Annotated in this window: 22 protein-coding genes; 2 read left to right on the plus strand and 20 right to left on the minus strand. The window is 44.7% G+C overall.

The window, feature by feature from the left end; genetic code table 11:
• Positions 1–10 precede the first annotated feature (10 nt).
• Genes folE through EUAN_RS07545 form a run of 5 tightly spaced genes read right to left on the minus strand, consistent with a single transcriptional unit; the run spans position 11 to position 4,094 of the window.
• On the minus strand, positions 11–571 hold the full coding sequence (gene folE, locus EUAN_RS07525) for a GTP cyclohydrolase I FolE (RefSeq protein ID WP_071063324.1): 561 nt from the start codon (positions 569–571) through the stop codon (positions 11–13).
• 28 nt (positions 572–599) lie between these two features.
• Positions 600–1,313 (minus strand): hypothetical protein, encoded by a 714-nt coding sequence (locus EUAN_RS07530; RefSeq protein WP_071063326.1) that lies wholly within the window; start codon positions 1,311–1,313, stop codon positions 600–602.
• Entirely contained in the window at positions 1,294–2,115 is an 822-nt protein-coding gene (locus EUAN_RS07535) for an aminotransferase class IV (protein ID WP_071063328.1), read from the minus strand. Before EUAN_RS07535 ends, EUAN_RS07530 begins: the two co-directional genes overlap by 20 nt.
• A gap of 18 nt (positions 2,116–2,133) precedes the next feature.
• Positions 2,134–3,513: an aminodeoxychorismate synthase component I gene (gene pabB / locus EUAN_RS07540; protein ID WP_071063330.1), complete on the minus strand. Its 1,380-nt coding sequence runs from the start codon at positions 3,511–3,513 to the stop codon at positions 2,134–2,136.
• Positions 3,507–4,094: an anthranilate synthase component II gene (locus EUAN_RS07545; protein ID WP_245674468.1), complete on the minus strand. Its 588-nt coding sequence runs from the start codon at positions 4,092–4,094 to the stop codon at positions 3,507–3,509. The genes pabB and EUAN_RS07545 overlap by 7 nt, the downstream gene beginning before the upstream one ends.
• A 152-nt stretch (positions 4,095–4,246) precedes the next feature.
• Between EUAN_RS07545 and EUAN_RS07550 the strand changes: the two genes are divergently transcribed.
• Positions 4,247–5,080, plus strand: a complete 834-nt coding sequence (locus EUAN_RS07550) for a TIM barrel protein (protein ID WP_071063334.1) — start codon at positions 4,247–4,249, stop codon at positions 5,078–5,080.
• Here EUAN_RS07550 and cysK read toward each other — a convergent pair whose 3' ends face one another.
• From cysK to EUAN_RS07590, 8 genes are all read right to left on the minus strand, one after another.
• Positions 5,081–6,016 carry a cysteine synthase A gene (cysK, locus tag EUAN_RS07555; RefSeq protein WP_071063336.1) on the minus strand — a complete coding sequence of 312 codons (936 nt, stop codon included), beginning with the start codon at positions 6,014–6,016 and terminating at the stop codon, positions 5,081–5,083. It abuts the gene before it with no gap.
• 161 nt (positions 6,017–6,177) lie between these two features.
• Positions 6,178–8,526: a bifunctional glutamate--cysteine ligase GshA/glutathione synthetase GshB gene (gshAB, locus tag EUAN_RS07560; protein WP_211266315.1), complete on the minus strand. Its 2,349-nt coding sequence runs from the start codon at positions 8,524–8,526 to the stop codon at positions 6,178–6,180.
• Positions 8,527–8,690: 164 nt separating this feature from the next.
• On the minus strand, positions 8,691–9,149 hold the full coding sequence (locus tag EUAN_RS07565) for a CBS domain-containing protein (RefSeq protein ID WP_071063337.1): 459 nt from the start codon (positions 9,147–9,149) through the stop codon (positions 8,691–8,693).
• Between the two features lie 11 nt (positions 9,150–9,160).
• Entirely contained in the window at positions 9,161–10,333 is a 1,173-nt protein-coding gene (locus EUAN_RS07570) for a cation:proton antiporter (RefSeq protein WP_071063339.1), read from the minus strand.
• A 78-nt stretch (positions 10,334–10,411) separates the two neighbouring features.
• A complete protein-coding gene (locus tag EUAN_RS07575; protein ID WP_071063341.1) occupies positions 10,412–11,065 on the minus strand; it encodes a hypothetical protein in 654 nt (217 codons plus the stop codon).
• Between the two features lie 81 nt (positions 11,066–11,146).
• Entirely contained in the window at positions 11,147–11,998 is an 852-nt protein-coding gene (gene zupT, locus EUAN_RS07580) for a zinc transporter ZupT (protein ID WP_071063343.1), read from the minus strand.
• 16 nt (positions 11,999–12,014) lie between these two features.
• Positions 12,015–13,310, minus strand: a complete 1,296-nt coding sequence (locus tag EUAN_RS07585; protein ID WP_071063345.1) for a sensor domain-containing diguanylate cyclase — start codon at positions 13,308–13,310, stop codon at positions 12,015–12,017.
• Positions 13,311–13,397: 87 nt separating this feature from the next.
• A complete protein-coding gene (locus EUAN_RS07590; RefSeq protein WP_071063347.1) occupies positions 13,398–14,756 on the minus strand; it encodes an MATE family efflux transporter in 1,359 nt (452 codons plus the stop codon).
• 99 nt (positions 14,757–14,855) lie between these two features.
• Here EUAN_RS07590 and EUAN_RS07595 point away from each other — a divergent pair, with 99 nt between their 5' ends.
• Complete coding sequence (locus tag EUAN_RS07595) at positions 14,856–16,064, plus strand: YfbR-like 5'-deoxynucleotidase (protein WP_071063349.1); 1,209 nt, start codon at positions 14,856–14,858, stop codon at positions 16,062–16,064.
• A 25-nt stretch (positions 16,065–16,089) separates the two neighbouring features.
• Here the strand turns inward: EUAN_RS07595 and EUAN_RS07600 are convergent, their stop codons facing one another.
• The 7 genes from EUAN_RS07600 to amrA are packed head-to-tail and all read right to left on the minus strand — an operon-like array spanning position 16,090 to position 21,720.
• Positions 16,090–16,542 carry a DUF134 domain-containing protein gene (locus EUAN_RS07600; RefSeq protein ID WP_071063350.1) on the minus strand — a complete coding sequence of 151 codons (453 nt, stop codon included), beginning with the start codon at positions 16,540–16,542 and terminating at the stop codon, positions 16,090–16,092.
• 20 nt (positions 16,543–16,562) lie between these two features.
• Positions 16,563–16,895, minus strand: a complete 333-nt coding sequence (locus tag EUAN_RS07605; protein WP_071063352.1) for a 4a-hydroxytetrahydrobiopterin dehydratase — start codon at positions 16,893–16,895, stop codon at positions 16,563–16,565.
• A gap of 54 nt (positions 16,896–16,949) precedes the next feature.
• A complete protein-coding gene (locus EUAN_RS07610; protein WP_211266317.1) occupies positions 16,950–17,858 on the minus strand; it encodes a 5-oxoprolinase subunit C family protein in 909 nt (302 codons plus the stop codon).
• Positions 17,858–18,553, minus strand: coding sequence for a 5-oxoprolinase subunit PxpB (gene pxpB, locus EUAN_RS07615; protein ID WP_071063354.1), 696 nt, complete (start codon positions 18,551–18,553; stop codon positions 17,858–17,860). The genes EUAN_RS07610 and pxpB overlap by 1 nt, the downstream gene beginning before the upstream one ends.
• A gap of 4 nt (positions 18,554–18,557) precedes the next feature.
• Positions 18,558–19,328 carry a LamB/YcsF family protein gene (locus tag EUAN_RS07620; protein WP_084655826.1) on the minus strand — a complete coding sequence of 257 codons (771 nt, stop codon included), beginning with the start codon at positions 19,326–19,328 and terminating at the stop codon, positions 18,558–18,560.
• Positions 19,329–19,383: 55 nt separating this feature from the next.
• On the minus strand, positions 19,384–20,370 hold the full coding sequence (amrS, locus tag EUAN_RS07625; RefSeq protein WP_084655827.1) for an AmmeMemoRadiSam system radical SAM enzyme: 987 nt from the start codon (positions 20,368–20,370) through the stop codon (positions 19,384–19,386).
• 12 nt (positions 20,371–20,382) lie between these two features.
• Complete coding sequence (gene amrA, locus EUAN_RS07630) at positions 20,383–21,720, minus strand: AmmeMemoRadiSam system protein A (RefSeq protein ID WP_071063359.1); 1,338 nt, start codon at positions 21,718–21,720, stop codon at positions 20,383–20,385.
• Positions 21,721–21,780: the final 60 nt, after the last annotated feature.

Consider the following 21,780-nt stretch of genomic DNA (forward strand, 5'->3'; position numbering starts at 1 on the left):
CTATATCACCCTAGAACTTTATAAGTGTCATTGCCTCTGATCTAGCTTTGGCATCTGTATTGAATATTCCTCTAACGGCAGATGTAATAGTCTTAGATCCTGGCTTCTTTATGCCTCTCATAGTCATGCACATATGTTCAGCTTCCACTACAACTATGACTCCATGAGGGTCTAGCACTTCCATTATGGCATCGGCCACAGAGCAAGTTATCCTCTCCTGAAGCTGCGGTCTCTTCGCCACGTCGTCTACGACTCTAGCCAGCTTGCTAAGGCCTGTCAGTTTCCCATTCTTAGGAAGATATCCAACATGGGCTTTTCCGAAGAAAGGCACTAGATGGTGCTCGCAAGTCGAGTAGAACGGTATGTCTTTTACAAGTACAAGCTCTTCGTGCTTTTCTTCCTGGAAGAAAACCTGAAGATGGTCCTTAGGGTCCACTTTCATTCCTCCGAATATCTCTCCGTACATCTTTGCAATTCTCTTAGGAGTGTCAACTAGTCCTTCTCTGTCTGGGTCTTCTCCTATAGCAAAAAGTATTTCTCTTATCGCTTTTTCAATTCTCTCTCTATCCATTTCTCTTCCTCCAAGTTTTTATGTTTTTTCACTTAAAGTCAAAAGGGTATTCCGATTTATCCCAATCATAAAGCTTCCCACCGAGCGGGTCCATAACATAATCTGCCACACGCTCTAAAGACTTTAGTTTTATCTCACGCTCGCTGCACATCAGGAGCGCTTCCACATAACCTCTAAGCTCCACATCTTCTATAGACTTTACAAGTCTTTTTTCCGATGGAGTCCAGTCTCCTCTGCTCTCGTAGTAAAAGCAGAGCAGGTCTGACAGATAGTTATGTACAAGAAAATCAAACTCCACTGAGTCTAGCCTTTTAATAACTGTTTCTAGCGACTTGGTCAGCCTGAACCTTCCATACCTTATTTGGGTTTCAGGCTTTTTTTCAGGACCTCTGTCGTAAGCCTCCACCACTCTAGAGACTATGTCATTGGCTTCTTCGCTCATATAGACTGGCTCCGAATTTGAAAGTACAGAAAGCACAGACCCAAGCTGGTTTTCTATCGCGTACTCCAGGTCTGAACAGCTTATATACGAAATGTCGTACTCCACTTCCCCGTCTTGTACCACTTCTCTTTCAAAGTCGCCGCTCTTCTTTATTACAAATACGTCTATATCGCTCGTAGCACAGTAGGGCTCTTCTAAGATTTTCCTTGAAGATCCTACTAAGAGTATACCATATGGCTTTTCAGTTTTTTTAATAAAATCAAGTTTTTCTTTTGTTTTTTCATATATATCTCTCTGCATTCAACATATCTCCATAAAGCCTCTGAAGTTTCCCTAAAACTCCGTCGAATTTTATATCTTTTTTCACATCTTCGATCTCTGAAACAGGCATAAGCCCCATAAGTGAGTTTGTAAGAAAAGCCTCTTCCGAGCTTAAAAGCTCTTCAAGGCTGTATTCTCCCTCAAAGACTTCAAGCCCCAAAGAGATTGCGGCTGAAATCACCTTGCCCCTGACTATGCCGTCCAGTATTCCAGATTCCAAGCTTGGGGTGTAGAGCGAACCGTCTTTTACGTAGAACAGATTGGATATAGACGTCTCGGCCAAATAGCCCTCTGTGTTTAAAAACAGACAGTCGTCAAACCCAACTTTCAAAGCCATGTTTCGCTCTAGCATGTTCTCCATGTAGTTTAGGGACTTCAGCCTCGGCATGAGCGAGTGCGTATTCCGCCTAGACCCGCTCAGCTTCAGTTTGAAGCCTCTTTCGTAAAGAGCTGCCGGGTATTCAGCCACTCTTGTCGACAGGACTGTGTCCCTAGAGTCTCCACTCTTAGAGACTATCACTTTGAGCGCACCCTCTTCTAGCTTGTTAAGGCTTATCAGGTGCTTTGCGCTCTTTTCCATGTCGTCCCGGTCTAAATCTGAAGCCATGCCTATCTTGGAAAGCCCTCTTGCAAGCCTTTCCATATGCTCTTGCCAGAACACAAGCTCGCCGTCTAGCACTTTCACAGTCTCAAACAGCCCATAGCCAAAGCTGTAACCATCGGTCAGCTTTAACGCTCTGCTGTTTGATGGCATCAGCTCTTCATTTACATATATATACAATATATTCACCTTCTTTGGCTACATATTAAACGAGTCCATAAGGGCTTTCCCCTTGTGCAGCGTCTCCTCGTACTCAAGCTGAGGGTCCGAATCCCAGGTTATCCCACCGCCTACTTGGAAGTAGGCCTTCTTGTCTTTGCACACCACAGTCCTTATGACTATGTTCAGGTCCATATCTCCGTTGAAGCCTATATAACCTATCGAGCCTGTATATATGTTTCTCTGCGTAGGCTCCAGCTCGTCTATTACCTCCATCGACCTTATCTTAGGCGCACCTGTTATAGATCCTCCAGGGAAAGTGGCCTTTACAGCGTCTATGGCGTCGCAGTCGTCTCTGAGCTCTGCCACTATCGTAGACACAAGGTGATACACAGTCGCATACTCCTCTAGGTGAAAAAGCTCTGTAACCTTTACAGTGCCTGTCTTTGCAACTCTTCCCAGGTCGTTTCTCTCGAGGTCCACTATCATCAGAAGCTCTGCCTTGTCCTTTTCGCTTGAAAGAAGCTGCTCTCTGTTGGCCAAATCCTCTTCCTCAGTCTTCCCTCTAGGGATAGTTCCCTTTATAGGCCTTGTCTCTATTATGCCGTCCTTCAGCTTTATAAATCTCTCCGGTGAGCTGCTGACTATTTGGAATCCATCTAAATTTAGAAAGCTTGCGAAAGGCGCCGGATTTATGCTTCTAAGCTTTCCATAGAGCTCGTAAGCACTCTCTTCTAGGGTGGTTTCAAACCTCTGGGTCAGGTTCGCTTGGTATATATCCCCTGTCTTTATATAGGCCCTTACCTTCTCTATAGCCTCTTTGTAGTCCTCTACGCTCTCGAAGTTAGACTTGAACTCAGATTTTCTCTTCTTCTCAGGAAGTACTATCTCTACCCCTTCGCGCTCTCCGCGCTCCACAGTCTCTAGTATCTCCTTGAAAAGCTCCTCTGCATCTGACTTGACTCCGTGGGCCGCTATATAGACGCTGTCGCTTCCGCCTCTGTGGTCTATGGCTATTATCCCATCGTATACTCCAAAGTAGGCGTCTGGTATCTTCACATCGTCTATGGCCGTCCTTGGGAGCTTCTCTATGTGGTGGCAGAGGTCGTACGAAAAGTATCCAACTGCTCCACCTGTAAACGGGATTTCACTCTCATAGTCCATCTTGTACTGGGACATCAGCGCTTGAAGCTCGTCAAACGGATTCCCTTCAAATACTGTCTTTTCTCCATCTCTCTCTATAGTTATCTCTCTATCTTTACTCTTTAAAAGCACTATTGGGTCGAAACCTATGAATGAAAACTGGCCCAGCTTTTCCGAGTCCATTCCACTGTCTAAAAAGAAGCTGTCTTTTCTGTCTTTGAACAGTGTGTAAAGCTGAAAACTGTTTAATTTTGTATCTATTTTTCTTACTAGCATTCCTTCACCTGCTTCTGCTCTTTTTTAGCCATTTTCAAGAAGTTGTCCAAGAGCTCCATTCCCTGCTCTGTGAGTATCGCCTCGGGATGAAACTGAACTCCTTCCACCAAGCACTCTTTATGCCTAAAGCCCATTATCTCGCCTGCCTCTGTCTCTGCCGTTATCTCCAGACATTCAGGCAGTGTCTCTTTTTCCACTATGAGCGAGTGGTACCTTGTGACATTTAGAGGGTTGTTCAAACCGGCAAATACCCCTTTGTTAGTATGGACTATAGGGTATACTTTCCCGTGTACCGGCTTTTCGGCCTTTACTATCTTCCCTCCAAACACCTGACCTATAGTCTGATGTCCAAGGCATATCCCCAGTATAGGTATCTTCCCCTTGAATCGCTTAACCACTTCAAGGCTCACCCCTGCCTCCATAGGCGTACACGGGCCAGGCGATATCACTATCATGTCTGGATTAATCTCTTCTATCTGCTCTAGGGAAATCTCATCATTTCTATAGACCAATACTTCTTCTTTTAGTCCCTGCAAATACTGCACTAGATTGAACGTAAAAGAGTCATAGTTGTCAATCATAAGTATCAAAACTTAACACTCCTTTTAAAGTAAAGAATTAGCGATTATAGTTCAATAAAATTACGTTATCAGTATACATTGTTAAAATGATATAGTCAAAGGATATTTGAGGGGTTATAATGGTGTGAAATAGAGTTAAGGAGGAAATCTAGATGAAGCTTGGTTTTACTTTTGATGAAAAGGCAATTTCCCACATATCAATTTCAGACTGGATATCAAAAGCGCACTCCCTCGGGGCCAATGCCATAGAGCTTGCACCCGACAAGAACATACTTTCCGTCTCCCAGTACCTTGAAATCGCCGGTCTGGCGGCAGATCTAGGCATAGAGCTAAACTACCATATACCCTACTTCGCCTCAGAGTATTACTCTGTGTCTGGCTTCTACAGCGATATCTATGAAGGTAAAAAAGCGTACGCCGGGTTTGTAGATCTTCTGGAGCAGATAAGCTTAGTCGCTGGAAACTCTGACTCCACTATAGTCGTTCATGGAGAGGAGTTCTCCTCTTCTTCAAAAAAGTCGCTTGAGAGGACTGTAGAGCTTATGGAATATATCTCAGATCTGCTTGAGTCTAAGAATCTAAATCACCGTGTGGCCATAGAGTCGCTTGGGCTTGGCGGCAAAGAGAAGGTGGGGAACTCAAGGCCTGAACTGCTTGAGATACTGGACCGTCTCAGTGGAAACCGCTTTGGAATCTGCCTAGACATATGCCATGACTCCATGAACTATTTCCCTTCAAAGCCGAATAGCGACAGTGACTTTTACGAAAAAATAATATATTCGCATATACACGGATTTGACTTTTCCACAGGAAAGAAACACATGAGCTTTTGCAACAGCCAGATAAACTTCTTAGATCAGATTTTCTCATTAAAGCAAATAAAGCCCGAAATAACTCTAAATATAGAGTCGCTTTCGGACTTTACAGGCAGTTCCTATTTAGAAGAGCTTTTCTGCGATATTTCCACGCTCTCTAAGCTTGTCTGATTACTCGTTTTCAAAGAGCACAGTGGAAAGGTATCTCTCTCCTGTATCAGGAAGGAGCACAACTATGTTCTTTCCTGCATTCTCTTCTCTCTTCGCTATCTCTGCCGCAGCATGAAGCGCCGCCCCAGAAGATATTCCAACTAGCAGCCCCTCTGTAGTGGCTACCTCTCTTGCCGCCTTGAAAGACTCTTCGTTCTCCACTTTGAATATCTCATCTATTATCTCAGTGTTCAGTATCTTAGGCACAAATCCTGCCCCTATCCCCTGAATCTTGTGTGGTCCTGGATCTCCTCCTGAAAGTACAGGTGAGTCTGTAGGCTCCACTGCCACTATCTTGACTTCGCTGTTGTGGGCTTTAAGCACTTCTCCCACTCCTGTTACAGTTCCGCCTGTTCCAACTCCAGCTATAAATATGTCCACCTTGCCATCTGTATCTCTCAGTATCTCCTGAGCTGTCGTATTTCTATGCATCTCTGGATTTGACGGGTTCTCGAACTGCTGAAGTATTATCGAGTTCGGAGTTTTCTTAGATATCTCCTGGGCCTTGGCTATAGCCCCTTTCATACCCTCGCTTCCAGGTGTAAGCACAAGCTCTGCTCCAAGCGCCTTCAGCAGATTTCTACGCTCCACGCTCATAGTGTCTGGCATAGTCAGTATAAGCTTGTATCCCCTTGCCGCTGACACAAATGCCAGTGCAACTCCAGTGTTTCCGCTTGTAGGCTCCACTATTACAGTGTCCTTGTTTATAAGCCCCTTGTCTTCTGCATCTTTTATCATTGCATAGCCAACTCTATCTTTGACGCTGCTGGCCGGGTTAAATGACTCCAGCTTTGCTATTATGTTCCCCTTCGCCTTTCTAGACTCTTTGAAGCTTTCAAGCTCCAGTAGCGGAGTGTTTCCTATAAGTTCTGTCAGATTTTTTGCTATTTTAGCCATCAGTATTCCTCCCTAATTTACTATTTTCATATCGTTTTACACGGAATTAGTATGTTCATTTTTAACTTATTTCAATTATAATCCATCAATCTCTATATGTCAACTATGTTTTTATGGTTTTATTGTTTTGGAGAGTGCAGAGTTTCTCTGCACTCTCTTCTCTAGATCAGCTCCAGCTCTCTGAGCACCGCTTCTCCTAGATTTCTGTTCTCTCCTACATAAGGGTAGCAGTGTATATGGATGGCCGGGTTGAAGTTAAGCTCTATTATGGCGTGGTTCTCCTCGTTTGGCTTCTCAGTTATGTCGTCTATCATGATATCCACTCCGCAGAACCTGGCCTCCACAGTTTTTGCCGCCTCTATGGCTATATGCTTGTACTCGTCCATTATTTCGTCTGTGTAGTCGACGCTGTCTCCACCTGTGCTTATGTTGGAGTTTTCCCTCAAGTATACGACTTCGCCTTCTGATGGCACATATTCGAAGTCTTTCCCCTGGGAGCTCAGGAACATCTCCTCGGCTTTCCCCAAACTTATCTTCTCAAGCGGAGTCTTGTATCCTTTCCCCCTCAGGAAGTCCTTGTTTTTTTCCTCTACAAGACCTCTTATGCTGGAAGTGCCGTCGCCCGTCACATTGGCCGGAACCCTGTTGAGTATACCGCAGACACGGTCCCCCACCACTATAAATCTGTACTCTTTGCCGCTTATGAATTCCTCCACCAGCACGGTGTCACCATGCTCGAAAGCTATGTCTATGGCCTCTATATAGCTTTCAACTGAGAAACTCTCCTTGAATATGGTTATACCTATTCCGAAGTTGGTCATTTTGGGCTTTATGACTATACTGCTGTCTTTAAATTTCTCGTAGTCTAATATGGCCTGCTCTCTGTCTCTGTAGTGATCCCCTTTCGGAACCCTTATTCCATTTCTCTCCAGTATCTTCTTGGTGACCACCTTGTTTTCCATCATCATTATGGTTATATAGGAGTCCTTAGAGGTCTTGGTGGCCTGCTTTACGTACTCCATCTTTTCATAGTTTGAAAGCTTTATGAAATTGTCTTCAAGGTCTAGAACCTCGAAGTCCAGCCCTCTCTTTATACTGTCCCTTAAAAGTATCTGCGTTGAAAGCTCAAGGTCTTGATAGCCAAAGAGCTTGTACTCCTCTCTTCTGCTCAGCTCCCTGTATTCCGCCGCAAGCTTCATGTGGAAATCCACAAATCCGTCACGCTTTATACCTTCATAGACCTTGTAGCCTATAGTCTCTCTTCTGTTTTCTATCCTGTTTCTGGCAGTTTTCAGTGCCCCCGAGAAGTTAGGGTTGCTAGACAGACCGAATATCTCAACTATCTCTTCCATGGCCTCTAGGATCTCTCCTCCAGCTTCCTCTATAGTTGTCTTATTTCCATCTACATCGTGTATATATATCTCCTGGTTGAGCCCGTAGTTGACAACCGACTCGTGATTTCTATACGCCATAACCTGATCCGCTTCTCCAAAGCTCTCGTCTTCCGTAAGCAGACAATAAAGTACCAGGAGGTGTGTCATATAGAAAGAGTCCAGCGATATACCGTTCCGATCTAGCGGGTTCAAGTCTATCGACCTTATCTCAAGGTACTTTATGCCACTTTCCTTCAGCGAGTCCAGTAACTTCTTGTTGTTCTTGCCCTTAGGTCTGACCGTCGTATAGAATTCCCTGGCGTCTGTCAGTTCCCCTTCCGCTATCAGCTTCTCTATGCTCTCTATATATCCTTCCACGCTGTCATAGGACACTATATAGTCTTTTTCATTTCTATATCCGCAAAATCCATTTCTGAGAGACATGCTGTTGGCATACATATACCTGTCCTCTATATCAGTCATCTTGCTGAAGTATTTAGAGTCATAAGTCTTGTGTATAAACGGACTAGCGCCTGTAAGGTATATCAGAAGCCATCTGTATTTCAGCAGCTTTCTGTTCAGCTTAAGGTAGAGATTGTTCCTAAACTCCCTGAAGCTATCCTGGCTCTCGCAACTGTCGCACAGTGCTTTCACAAACGACTCTTTGAAAGAGAAGTTGTAGTGGATTCCAGAAATCATCTGTATTTTTTTACCATATTTTTGCGAAAGAAATTCCCTGTAGGCTGTCTCCTTCTGTCCACGCTCTCCTGTTCCAAAGTCGGCCAGTGGTATCTTCTCTTCTTCTGGAAGCACACATGGAGAGCTCTGAGGCCAGAGGTACTCTTCCCCTATATTTGTATTTACTATGTTGTTCAAGTTCCGAAGAAAGTCATAGGCTTCCTCTATCGTGTCAAGTGCTGGCGTTACTACCTCTACTTGACTCTCTGAAAAATCTGTCTTTATATATGGATTGTCTACTTTGTGTCCAAAACACTCTGGATGTGGACGCTGTGAAAGCTCTCCTTTAGAGTTTACTCTCAAATTCTCTTTTTCTATGCCGTAGTTCCCAATATAGAGATATCTTTGGAGATTGCTTTCTAAAATGCTGTTTATAATTTTCATATCTAACTTCTTCACCTGTGACTTCCTCCTTGCTCGCTTTCTATGTACGTTCTCCAACTATTACTATACATTTAATGCGTTATATTGTCTACAGTAACTGGTCATATACCAGATTTAACAAAAGGCAGAGCCATAAAAATGCAACTTTGTGCATCTTAAGGCTCCAAATTACTCTCCGATTAAGGCTGTAGCACATCTGATATAGCAGCTATTATATCTCTTCTGGCCACTATTCCTATAACTTTGTGTTTCTCAACCACTACGACTCTGTTTATGTCTTTTTCCGACATCAAGAGTGCTATCTCGCCTACAGGGGTGTCTGGCTCAGCTGTGATCACCTTTTTGCTCATTGCGCTCTCCACAGGCTCTCTCAGAGTATCCTTCAGCTCTTCCCTGTATTTTTCCGGTGTCTGTCTGTAGAGAAGCACCTCTAAGAGCTCTAGATAGTCGGGTACCAGCAGGAGCTGTCCATGACTTAAGACATCACTCTCAGATATAACCCCTATTAGATATCCGTTATCGTCCACAACTGGAAGCCCACTTATCTCATTTTTTACCATCTTTATAACTGCATCGCTTATAAGTTCCTCTGGCTTTACCGTCACAACATCTGTTTTCATTATATCTTTAGCGTACATATATATCCCTCCTATTTTTCAGACAAAAGCTTGTTGGCGGAAAGCTCCATGCCTATGGCTCCTATAGGAGCTGTCAACAGTATTGCAAGCACCGAAATGGCCAGTATAGCCTCCCCTGACTCCACTCCCCTTGAAAGCGGAATGGCCCCTATGGCGGCCTGCACTGTGGCTTTCGGTATGTAGGCAATTGCGCAAAAAAGCCTCTCTTTCGCATTTAATTTCGATCCCAAAAGCGAAATCATAACACCTATCCCCCTAGCTATTATCCCTATGATTATTATTGCTATACTCTTTATACCCATGTCTAGCGCAACTGAAATATTTACTTCTGAGCCTATCAGCACAAATAAAAATATCTGCGCAAAAAACCATATGTCATTCAAGCCTTTCTCCAGAGGCTTGACCTTGTCTTTGAGCTTTTCCAAGAGGAAGAATCCCATTGTCATAACTCCCAACAGACCCGATATGGCTATGCTCTTTTCAAGCATCACCATAAAGAGCCCAGAAGCCAGCACGAGCAGCAGCCTTTCATTATTCTGCTCTAGAACCCGTCCTGATCTGTACACTCTATATATAACATATCCAAGCATAAATCCGGCGAAGAGCCCCCCTATTATCTTGGCGGGCACTCCCAGAAGACTCAGAGCACTCAAGCCCTCCCCAAAGTATATATTCAGAAATGCTGTAAATATGGTTATGGCGAATATATCGTCTATAGATGCACCTGAGAGTATTATTATCGGAATCCCCTTGCTCGTTCCAAGCTTTCTCTCTTTCAGCTCTATCATAAACGGAACTATGACGGCCGGGGAGACTGCTGCCACTATAAAGCCGAGCATTCCAGCTTCCACATAGCTTATCCCAAGCAGATACCTTGAACATATCATAATGGCGATACCTTCGACTACACATGGTATAAAGCTCATCTTGAGAGATATTGTGCCTACGCTTTTCAGTACGTCCTTATTTATTCCAAGCCCCGCTCGCAGCAGTATTACAACAAGGGCTATCATCCTTATGTCAGGTGATATCTCTATCATGGAGCTATCTAAAAGATCAGCGCCGTATGGTCCTATGGCCATGCCCAGCAGAATCATCCCTAGAAGCCCTGGGAGTTTAAGCGCCTTGAAAATTTTGTTGAAAGCTATTCCAAGCGAAAGTATCAGAAAAGTGCTTGCTATCATGTCTATTCCTCCTTTTTATTCATACAAAAAAACTTCTACTCAAAAGAGTAGAAGTCATAGAAATGCTTTTCAATTACACTATCCCTTTTCGTCCAGTATTATCCCCTCGTAGTCCATATGCTCTCTGTATTTCCCCTCTAGTTCCTCTTCGAACTTAGGTATCTTTATGTTCTTGAAAGCTTTGTAGAGCCTTATTATAAGTCCCTTTACAGGCTCGAATATGAACTTAAAAGCATCGTCTGACTCGTTCAGCTTTTCCTTGAACTTCTCTTTATCGTATATAAGCTTGTTGTCGCTTCCCCTTATTATCCCAATTCTGAACAGCTCTACTTTAAAGTCATTTATTATATTCACTATCCTCGAGTAGTAGCTTGTCCCAAAGTCGTAGTCAAAAGACTTAAGCGACTCTATTGCGTTGTTGTAGTTTCCCACAAGCTTTCCCATGTTCTCCACTATGCTGTCGTCATACTCAAGCTCCTTTATAGCTTTTTCTAGCTCTTGCTGATCATGGTAGAAGCTCTCATACTCTTTTCTGAGATTCTTAAGCTTGTCGTAGAACTCATCTGAGCCGGTTAAAAAATTGTATGCAGTCCTAGAGTCATTTGCAACCGGGTCCACCCTGTCTACTGGATTGACCATGTTAGCCCCCCTGACCACTGTCATCCTCTCTACAACGTTGTCGTGAACTCTCTGTCTTATTCTCTCTATGTCCCCAACTCTTCCTACGCCCATGTCCCCACCCCCGTAAAAAATAGAATCCAAGCCTCTTCACGATTTATATCGTCTCAGAGCTTGGATTTCTTCATAACAGATCTAAGCAAAAAGTCCTAGGCTCACCGCCATCACAACCATCCCCGATATAAGCCCATATATTGATATATGATGCTCTCCATATTCCTCTGAAGCTGGAAGCAGTTCATCAAGCGATATATACACCATTATTCCCGCAACTATCCCGAAGAGTATGCCGAAAGTCATGTCGTTAAAAAGCCTTGAAAGCAGCAGATATCCCACAATTGCCCCCACAGGCTCTGCCAGTCCCGACAGAAAAGAGTATATAAAGGCCTTTTTCTTGCTTCCTGTGGCATAGAAGAGTGGAATTGAAACAGCTATACCCTCTGGAACGTTGTGTATAGCTATGGCTATGGCTATTGGAACACCTAGGCTAGGATCTTTCACCGTCGCAGTGAAAGTCGCAAGCCCTTCCGGGAAGTTGTGAATCCCTATCGCAATGGCAGACATTATTCCCATCCTGTATAGATTGCTTTTATCCTCTATTCTATCCTTGTTTTCAAAGCCTATATCCACAGCGTTGCTGTCAAGCCTGAGCTCTTCTATATCAGACTGGGAATGCATAGTGTGTGGGTTTTCAAAACTTGGCACCAGCTTGTCTATTATGGCTATGACAAGCATGCCTCCAAAAAAAGAGGCTATAGATACCCACATGCCCATGCTGTCCCCAAGCTCGGACATCAAAGACTCTCTGGACTTTACAAGTATCTCTGTGAAAGATACATATATCATGACACCTGCCGAAAAACCTAGCGCTGCTGACAAAAACTTGGTGTTAGTCTTTTTTGCGAAGAAAGCTATAAGCCCTCCTATTCCGGTTGCCAGTCCAGCAAACAGCGTCACCGCAAATGCCAAAATCAAATTATCTTCCATTTTATCCCTCCTACATTCAATCTATCTTTAGTACAAGCGCCCTGTTTCTGCCGTGTTTTTTCGCTCTGTAGAGCGCCATATCAGCCTTCTCCATCGCATTTTCCATAGACACCCCGTCCTCTGGCTCTACTGCGACTCCTCCTAAGCTTACCGTAATCACGTCACTTATACTGGAGTATTCATGCTTATACCCCAGTCTCTCCACTCTTTTCACAATTTCGTCTGCGACCTCGCTCATCTTCGAGTATGCCATACCCTCGAAAGCTATGAGAAACTCGTCTCCCCCGAATCTTCCCATAAAGCCTCCATGCTCTTCTACCTTCACTTTTACCTCTCTACATACAGCCTTTATGGCTTCATCCCCGTTTATATGCCCATAGTTGTCATTGTAGTTTTTGAAATGGTCTATGTCCAGCATAAATAGCCCTATCTCTTTTTCATTTTTTTCAACACTTCTCCATATGCTAGACAGCCTATCTAGGAATTTTTCTCGGCTTAAAACAGAGGTCAGATAGTCTGTCGAATAGTGATTCTCTATTTTCTCTACGAAGCTTTTAGTCGTCTTCAGCTTTAAGGCCGACTTCAGTATTATAATCCCAGCTATAATATTTATGGCTACAAACCCAGAGAGTATTTTCAAAAATACGCCGACCTCTCTATAGTATTTGTCCATGTATATATCTGCCCCTACCATTCCTATGTATTTTCCACTTTCGGTGTAGAAAGGAGCGTATCCTGTCACATACTCTCCCCATTTCCCGTCGCTTATGGTGTATGTAGCTTTTCCCTCTATGTATATCTTTTCAAACTCAGAACTAAGCACATCATACCTATCTTTGTCGGAATAGCCTTGTCCGCCTGTGTCCTCTTCCCTTATGGCTTCACTTTTTACAGCGTCGAGCAAGTATACGACTTCAAGCTTGGTTCCAGCTGATGCATTGAAGTCTTCTTGTTCCTCGGGCTTTACATCGTATCTAACTTTATCTTTTGGAACCAAGCTTTCTAAGTATATATATTTTATATCTGTACTTTCCATGTATTTTCTTGATTTGCTTTCAAATTCAAGGTTTTTTGCAGTGTTTAAGGCGTCTTCAAAGTCCATATCCAGTATGTGCCTGTATTCTCTGTCGCTCATGCTGAGCTCGTTTGAAACGCTTATCGCCGCAAACATAGCCTTGTTGCCGAGATTGGACTTTATTTGACTAGATACTTTCGAGTATGAGTATATCGAGAGCAGTATAAGTGAAGCTATCCAGACCAAAATAATCATCTTTGTCTTGCTTAAACCGTCTATTTCGGTTCCCTTTCTCACCGTTTCTTTCCCTCCTAAAGTTGCTTGAAAATAAAACAGAATTCACCTCAGACCTAGTTTTACCCCTTTTTTGAACGCTAAACCAGTTTACTTTAAGTCTAGAAGATATTTCTCCTTATTTCTTCTAAGGTAGTATAGAAACATACTGACCAAGAGCAATCCTTTTACTATGCTGCTTACACTTATACTCATCCAGATTCCGTTAAGCTTAAACAAATCTTCACTGGATAGAAGCAATGCTATGGGTATTCTTAGAGCCGTGAAAGTGATGCTTATTATAGGTGCTACGTAAGTCTTACCCAAGCCGTTAAAAGCTCCTACCGTCAAGAGTTCCATGCACATAAACGCCTGAGATATACCCAGTATCCTCATGTAGTAGACCCCTATCTCTAAACTCTCCTTATCGTTTAGAAATATTTTAAATATCTGCTCTGGAAATATCAAGAAAACAGCTGTGACAGTGGCTCCAAATGCAAGCGTCATGGCCAGCGATTTGTAGTACCCTTCTCTTATACGCTTGAATTTCTTCGCCCCGTAGTTTTGACCTATAAATGCGGCTATCGCTCCCTGAAGTCCCCCTATAGTCATGTAAGATATGGACTCTATCTGAAGCCCGACCTTCTGAACAGCAATTGCAGTAGGCCCCCAAACAGCTATTATCTTGGCTATCATTATGGATATGAATATAAAAGTGACTCTCTGAGTTGTGATCGGAATCCCCATCTTGATTACAGATTTGGCCTTTTCTCTGTTGAACTTTATGTCCTGGCCAAAGACTTTGAAGTATCTCTTTCCAGATGTATAAAACACCATAAGCACCAATAGTCTGCAGAATACTGTAGCTATAGCAGCTCCTGCAACTCCCATAGGCGGTATAAAACCTATGCCGAATATAAGAATTGGATCTAGCACTATGTTTAGAAGCAGCCCTATTGAGTTGACCCTAAATGGGATTGCACTGTTTCCATAGCTGTTGAATATATTGCTGTACAGATTGTTGAAGCACATAAAGAGAACTCCTACCATCGAGATAACAAGATACTGCACAGCCAGCCTTTCGACCTCTGGGTCTCCTAGCTCGAAAAAACCTATAAGCCTGTCTCTGAATATCAGTATAAACAAGGCATAGACTATAGCTAAAATAAAAGACATTATAAATCCGCTCTTTATATACTCCTCTGCCCCTTCGCTGTCTCCTGCCCCTATGCTGTGCGCTATCTTGACTCCGCTGCCTATTATGACTATTGTGAACAGAGCCATCGCCAGATTCACAAAAAAGCTGGCCGTTCCTATTGCGGCCACAGACTTGCTCCCAAGCCTGCCTATCCAGATCATGTCCACCATGCCGTAAGCTGTTTGAATGAAGTTTGTAGCTATTATTGGAACTGACAGTTTCAGCAGAGTAGAGACTATATTTCCTTCAGTTAAGTTGTTTTTTCCTTTCAAAGCATCATCTCCTATCATAGAATATTATATCTCAATTATGATTTTTTTCTAGACTCTAGTCCTAACTTGGGTATACTTTAATTAAAGCGAGGTGATTTCATGAACATTTCCAACTATTTTCACACAATGCGAAACTTGATGGAGATAAAAAGATACCAAAACAAGATATCTTTAGTTCCAAGAACTATAGCAGAACACAAATTCGGATACTCCAAGATCTCATATATGCTCGGCTACTGGGAGAATCGCCTTGGTGGCGCTCTCGACATGAGCGAGCTTCTTCAGAGGAGCATCTTGAGCGGCACTATAAAGGCCATAACAGGGGATATTCAGAACAACACCCTATCTGCAACTCCCAATATGAGAAGCACGCTCCTAGACACCTACGACAAGTTCTATGACTCTTCGTACAAACCTCTTTTGCCCCTATTTATATCTGAAAATATAAAGTCAAAAGTTCTATACGCAAAAGACAACTCTATAGAAGGACAGGTTCTCAGGGTAGCCAGCCTTGTAAACAGGTTCCTGGAGTGTTTTGATGAAGTTTCCCTTGGTAATGGCTTTAAATTCGAAAAAATATTAGAAGACACGACTGAAGAGCTTCTTTCCATAGACTCTATTACAGCCAAGCTTCTGCTCTCCGAGATGCCCAAGAGCATGTCTTACCACCTCTCTAAGTTCAAGTCTGAACTCAAAGAGAACAAGCGTTTCGTATACAGCAATTTGGAAGCTAAGGATATTTTCGACTTCGACTACACTTTCTACAGCTATATCACAGAGATAAGGGGGCTTATGGGAGTTGTCAGGTACCAGAATATATTCAAACACAGAGTCAGAAGCGTGGCGGAACATCAGTGGTTTGTGTCGCTTGTATCTCTCTTTGTCTACTACTACCTTGACAGCTCAGAGGTGGATTTAGAGGATCTGCTTGTAAGGTCACTTTTCCATGACGACATCGAACTCTACACTGGCGACATCATCACTGGGACTAAGAACGCCAATTCCGACACAAAGCAGGAAGTGCTGAAAGTGGAGAGCAAGTACTACGACAGCATCTACTGCAATCTTGTGCCAGAAGATCTAAACGGGTATCTCAAGTCAATGGTCCTGGATCCGAAGTCTGACAGCCTAGAGGGCAGGATTCTATCCATATCCGACATAGTGGATACCATATACGAATCTCAGGAGGAGATAATACTCGGCAATCTGGAAAACTTCCGCAATATAAGGCATACAGGCCTTTCTAAGCTTGAAGTCTACAGAGAAGAGTTCCCTTTCCTAAACGAGTTAATACCGTCTGAAATTTGACACAAAAAAGTTCAGGATAGGAGGTTCAATCTATCCTGAACTTTTTGTCTATGCAGTGCTTTTTGCAGACAGCTCCCCTCTTGTTGCAAGCTATCTCCTCTGAGCCACATGCAGGGCATCTTACCTTGTCTTGCTCATAGCCCGCCTCGTATTCGTGTCCGCAGTCTCTACATGTAAAGCTGCAGTGCTTGCTCGTGTAGTTTCCTCCACCTATGCTTATGGCAAAGCCTTCAGTTAAAGCTATCGCCACTTTCTTTCTAGCGCTGTCTATTATGTTTTGAAATGTCTGGCGAGACACCCCCATCTGCTCTGCGCACTCTTCTTGGTTCAAGCCCTCTATGTCCTTTAATCTCATAGCTTCAAGCTCTTCCACTTTCAAATTCATCTCTTCCACTTTACACTTGGGCTTTCCAGCCGGTATAAAATAGCTTGTATCTGGAAAAAACTCAACTCTTCTCATCTTCACAGGTCTAGCCATGTCTCACTTCCACTTCCTCACTATTTCATTCTGTCTATTTTAGCCGCAAACACTATATCGCTTTCACTGAGTCCATCTATCTTGTGGGTAAATAGCGTCAGCACGACTTTTCCCCAGGACAGACTTATATCTGGATGATGTTGTTCTTCTTCCGCAAGCGCTCCAACTCTATTTACATAGTCAAGAGCCTCTACAAAGTTCTTAAACCTGAAGACTCTCTCTAAATGATGATTGTCCACCACTTCCCATCCACAGTCTAGCGACTCCATATACTCTGCTATCTCCTCTGGCTTGAGCGGTTCAGCCCCTATGGTGCATGCCTCGCATCTCTTTTTATGCAGTTCTTCTTTCATTTTCTTTCACTCCTCGCTGTATTTTCTATCGGTTTTCTTTCTAGCTTCATTATATCACAGTCTAGCGCTCTGCACTTCTTCAATAGCCACGCTCTTGAACCTAATTCTATCACCTGACTTGGACTGTGCAATCTTGCTCAAGTCGTCCCAAACTACACAGGCTATCTTGGCATAGCCCCCAACAGTCTGTCTGTCCGACATCATGATGATGGGCTCTCCTCCGTTTGTAATCTGTATGGCTCCAAATGCTATTCCGTCAGAAACTATATCTGTTCCTGAAATAGACTCCACTTTGGGCCCTGTGAGCCTGTAACCCATCCTATCTATCTGAGCAGTGCATCTGTATTCGGAGCACAGAAATGTCTCGATCCCGAGATCTGAAAAATACTCCTTTTGTGGCCCAAGCACGACTCTAACCTGCTTCTCTTCTCTGTACTCTGGTATATATAGAGGGTTAAGCCTCTTTGAAAGGCTACCTCCGTCAATCCCAGTTTTCCTGAACACCTTGAGCTTGTCGCCTTCGCGGAGCTGTCTTCCGAGATATCCACCGATTTCTCCCCTCGCATAGGTGGACCGGCTTCCCATTGTAAGAGGTATATCCAGTCCGCCAAAAAAAGCTATATACGTCCTAGCCCCCGACTTCAGCTCTCCAAACGATAAAACATCTCCAGGCTTCACCTCAACTGACCTCCACATCTCGATCATATCCCCGTTTAAGCTCGGAGACATATCTCCCCCGGTCAAGGCGATTTCCATAGGCGAGCGAAACAATATCCTAGGCCCGGAAATTGTGGCTTCCAGCACTGCATCGCTTTCGCTGTTTCCCAGTATATAGTTGGCCATTTTGTAGGCGTACATGTCCATAGCCCCGCTTACAGGTATTCCGTAGGACTGGTAGCCGTATCTGCCAGAATCCTGAACCGTGGTGAAAAGCCCCGGGCTGATTATCTCCAAGTCGCTCATCAGAGTTCACCTCTCTCCACCATATTTTCAAGCCTCTTGTATTCATCCCTATCTATGCTCTTAAACGAGACGTAGTCGCCTGGCTCAAGCAGCACAGGCACTTCTCTCTCCGGACTGTAGAGTTTAAGGGGTGTTCGCCCTATTATATTCCATCCTCCAGGACTCTCTATGGGGTATATCCCGGTTTGGACTCCAGCTATTCCTACAGAGCCCTTCATCACTTTCAGCCTAGGAGTGTCTCTCCTTGGAGCTGAAATCGACTCGTCAAGCCCTCCAAGGTATGGAAAGCCTGGGGTGAACCCGATCATGTGGACAAGATACCTGCCCTCTGCGTGCCGCTTAACCACCTCGTCGACTGGAAGTCCGCAGTGTCTTGAAACAGCCTCTATATCTGGTCCGAACTCACCGCCGTATAGAACCGGTATCTCCACTGTTCTCTCTGGTGTTCTCTCTTCCGTCTCTAGCGTTCTCTCTATCTCAATCAGCTCTTTTTCAAGCTCTCTGTAACCCCTAATCGGGTCGTAGTAGATCAAAAGGGATCTGTAGGTCTGCACCACTTCCTCAACGCCGTATATCCTTCTGCGCTCCACTTCCCTCTTCATGGCCGAAACTCTTCTAGATACCGTCTCGGATATCTTATCTCCAAACTCCACCGTGATAGCCCTGTCCCCTGAACAAGTATATTTCGTCTTCATGCCGCTACCCCAGCACTTCACTCATGGAGACCACTGAAATTCCAGAGCACTTAAGTGCTTCACCTATTCCCCTTGCGAGCTCTACAGCTTTTCTGTTGTCGCCGTGGACGCATACTGTGTCGGCAGCTATCTCGACTTCATACCCGTCTATAGACCTGACTTTGCCGTCTTTCACCATTCCGACTACTCTCTCTATGGCAAAAGATTCATCCTCTATCACAGCTCCCAGAACGCTTCTGTCCACAAGGGTCCCGTCTCTATTATATGATCTGTCTGCAAACACCTCGTTGGCCACCTTTAGCCCAACTCTCTTTCCAGCTGTGATTATCTCGCTGTTTGAAAGCCCCACCAGTATTATGCCCTTGTCCACTTCGTATACGGCCTCTGCAAGGGCCATGGCCAACTCTATGTCTCTGGCCGCCAGATTGTACATTGATCCGTGAGCTTTCAGATGCTCCACTTTAGCCCCTCTGCTGGCCGCTATGCCCATTATGGCTCCTAGCTGATACTTAACGTATGACTTCAGCTCTTTCGGGCTTACAGATATGTTTCGCCTTCCAAAGCCCATCATGTCCATAAAGCCTGGATGAGCCCCTATCTTCACGCTGTGATCTCTTGAGATATCAACCGTTTTCTCCATCACAAGGGGGTCTCCCGCATGCCATCCGCAGGCTATATTGGCAGAGGAGATATGCTTGACTATCTCCTCGTCAAGGCCGACTTTGTAAACTCCCATACTCTCTCCTATGTCGCTGTTTAAATCTATTTTTTTCAATTTTTAGCACCTCACCGCAATCTATCTCTACACTACGATTTTATCACCTTTCGAGCTATATTACTATATTCAGCCTCTCTCCGCATTTGCCGCATATGTCAGAGCTGTTTCTCACTTTAGAGGAATATGCGTCCCTCTCCACTATGGTGCTCCCGCAGTTCGGGCAGTACGTGTTGTTGTCCACATCCCCCACATTTCCTATATAGACGTAGTCCAGTTTTTGCTTGGCTATCTCGGCGAGCTTCAATATCCTCTCAACAGGGGTCGGAATCTCGTTGAACTTGTAAGTCGGATGGTACCTGGATATGTGGAGTGGTATCGACCTGTCCAGCTCGGAAATCCAGCCTGAAAGCTCCTCCATCTCCTCGTCCGAGTCGTTGTAGCCCGTTATGGCAAGGGTGGTTAGCTCCACATGGCAGCTTTTGTTTGCCCGCTCTATAGTGCGCAAGACATCCGAAAGGCTGCCTCCACAGACTTTTCTGTAGAAATCCTCGTTAAAGGACTTCAGGTCTATGTTCATGGCATCTACATACGGAAGCAGCTCCTCAAGCGGCTCTGCATTTATATATCCGTTTGTAACCACCACCACGTCAAGCCCCTTAGACTTGCAGATATTTGCCGTGTCCAGCATGTACTCGTAGAACACCGTAGGCTCGTTGTACGTGAATGCAAGCCCTACGTTTTTTCTCTGGCTCAGCTCTGCAGCTTTCTCAGCCATCTGCTCCGGCCCTATATAGTCTGTCATGGGCTTGAAATGGGCTATGCTGTAGTTCTGGCAGTAGCCGCAGCTGAAATTGCACCCATAGCTTCCGCAGGAGAGTATGCTCTTTCCCGGCCTGAAGTGGAACAGCGGCTTCTTCTCTATAGGGTCAATCCCAAGAGATGAGATCTCCCCGTAGTTTTCAGAGTAGATCTCTCCGCCTCTAGCATGCCTTACACGGCATATGCCGCTCTTCCCCTCTTTTACTCTGCAAGCATGAGGGCATAGCTCGCATACAGCTCCGTCCTCTGTCTTTCTGAAATAGCTGGCTAGCTTCTCCAAATCCTCCACCTCCTATTCATCTTGACCATGTCTTATGACTTCAAATCTCTCTATGCTGTAGTCTTCGCCCCTGTATATCCCTGCCTTTTGAAGCGCCACAGACAGCTGGTACTCCACTGTGTCCACGCCCTCAAGGTCCGGAAGCAGAAGTCCTCTTCTCATGCCTGAAGTCACTATGACCCCGTATTTTCTTGGGTCGAGCTCATCACGGCTTGCCAGCTCCGGCTCTAGAAGTTCGTCCACAGACACTTCAAGCTCGTCTATCTCGCTCTCCGCAATCGGCTGGAACCTAGGGTCTCTCTGTCCCGCTTCCACGGCATTTCTGATTATCTCTTCAGCCACATTTTCCGTAGTGGGGTATATCGTGCCTATGCAGCCCCTAAGCTCTCCGTGTTTCTTGAAAGACACAAACACCCCTCTCTTCACGCTTCTCATCTTGTCTGGAATATAGTCCGGAATGTCCATCTCCCGCCCGTGCCTTATATAGTGCTTTAAACTCTCTCTGGCCAGTCTAGTATAGCAGCTATTCAGTGTGTCCAACTTTACGACAGCGTATCCAACTCCAAACGGCCCCTCATAAGAGAACACGTCCCCAGTGTAATCCATGTTTTTCAGAGTTCCAAGCAGTATGCAAAGTGACCTGAGCCCGCACTCTCCAGCGTCTCTCACCAGCTCCTCGTCCAGTTCCATGACGCTTTCACTGTCCCCCCGTTCAAGGGCCGATAAAAGCGTGCTGTCAAATTCCTCTCCCGCAGGGCTGTAGCTATAAGGGCCATCTTCACTCAGCCTGTGGGACAGATCTCCGCTCGCTATCATCACCACGTCGCTGTCACCTGATGAAACAGCTTCCACTATGGCCTCTCCAAAGCTGTACAGCTCTTTTCTCGAAAGCATCCCGTATGTTATGTGGACCAATTTGTAGGAGCTGTATCTCTCGTTTACATAGTAGAGCGGAACCATGGTCCCATGGTCTAGCTTTCCGCTTATATCATAGCCCTTTATAATTTTCTCGTTTATCGAGACAAGTGGTATCCCCTTTTCAAAAGAACTGTCCACTATTCGCTCTGTAAGCTCGGAATCTATTCTTAACTTCATCTTGACATCAGGCCTTCCAAATTGAGCAAAGTCGCCTTCGACCTCTTCCAGCTGATTTATGGCTATGGCGTCGCTGAAAAGCGGTCCATGAGGCGTTACAACCACCACAGTGCTTGGCCTCAACCTGGCGATTTCCTCAGACACTCTCTCCAAGGCTTCTACAGTTTTCACAGCCTTTTCTTCCTGACCCCGACCTATCTCGTGAACCACTATAGGCGGATGTGGAACTACATACCTTCCAATTATCTTTCCCATGACTTCACCCCCATGAATTTGATTAATTTATACCCCTTTTACGTCAAAATAAAAAGCTCC

This window comes from Andreesenia angusta, from assembly GCF_001855385.1.
Classification (GTDB): Bacteria; Bacillota; Clostridia; order Tissierellales; family Gottschalkiaceae; genus Andreesenia; species Andreesenia angusta.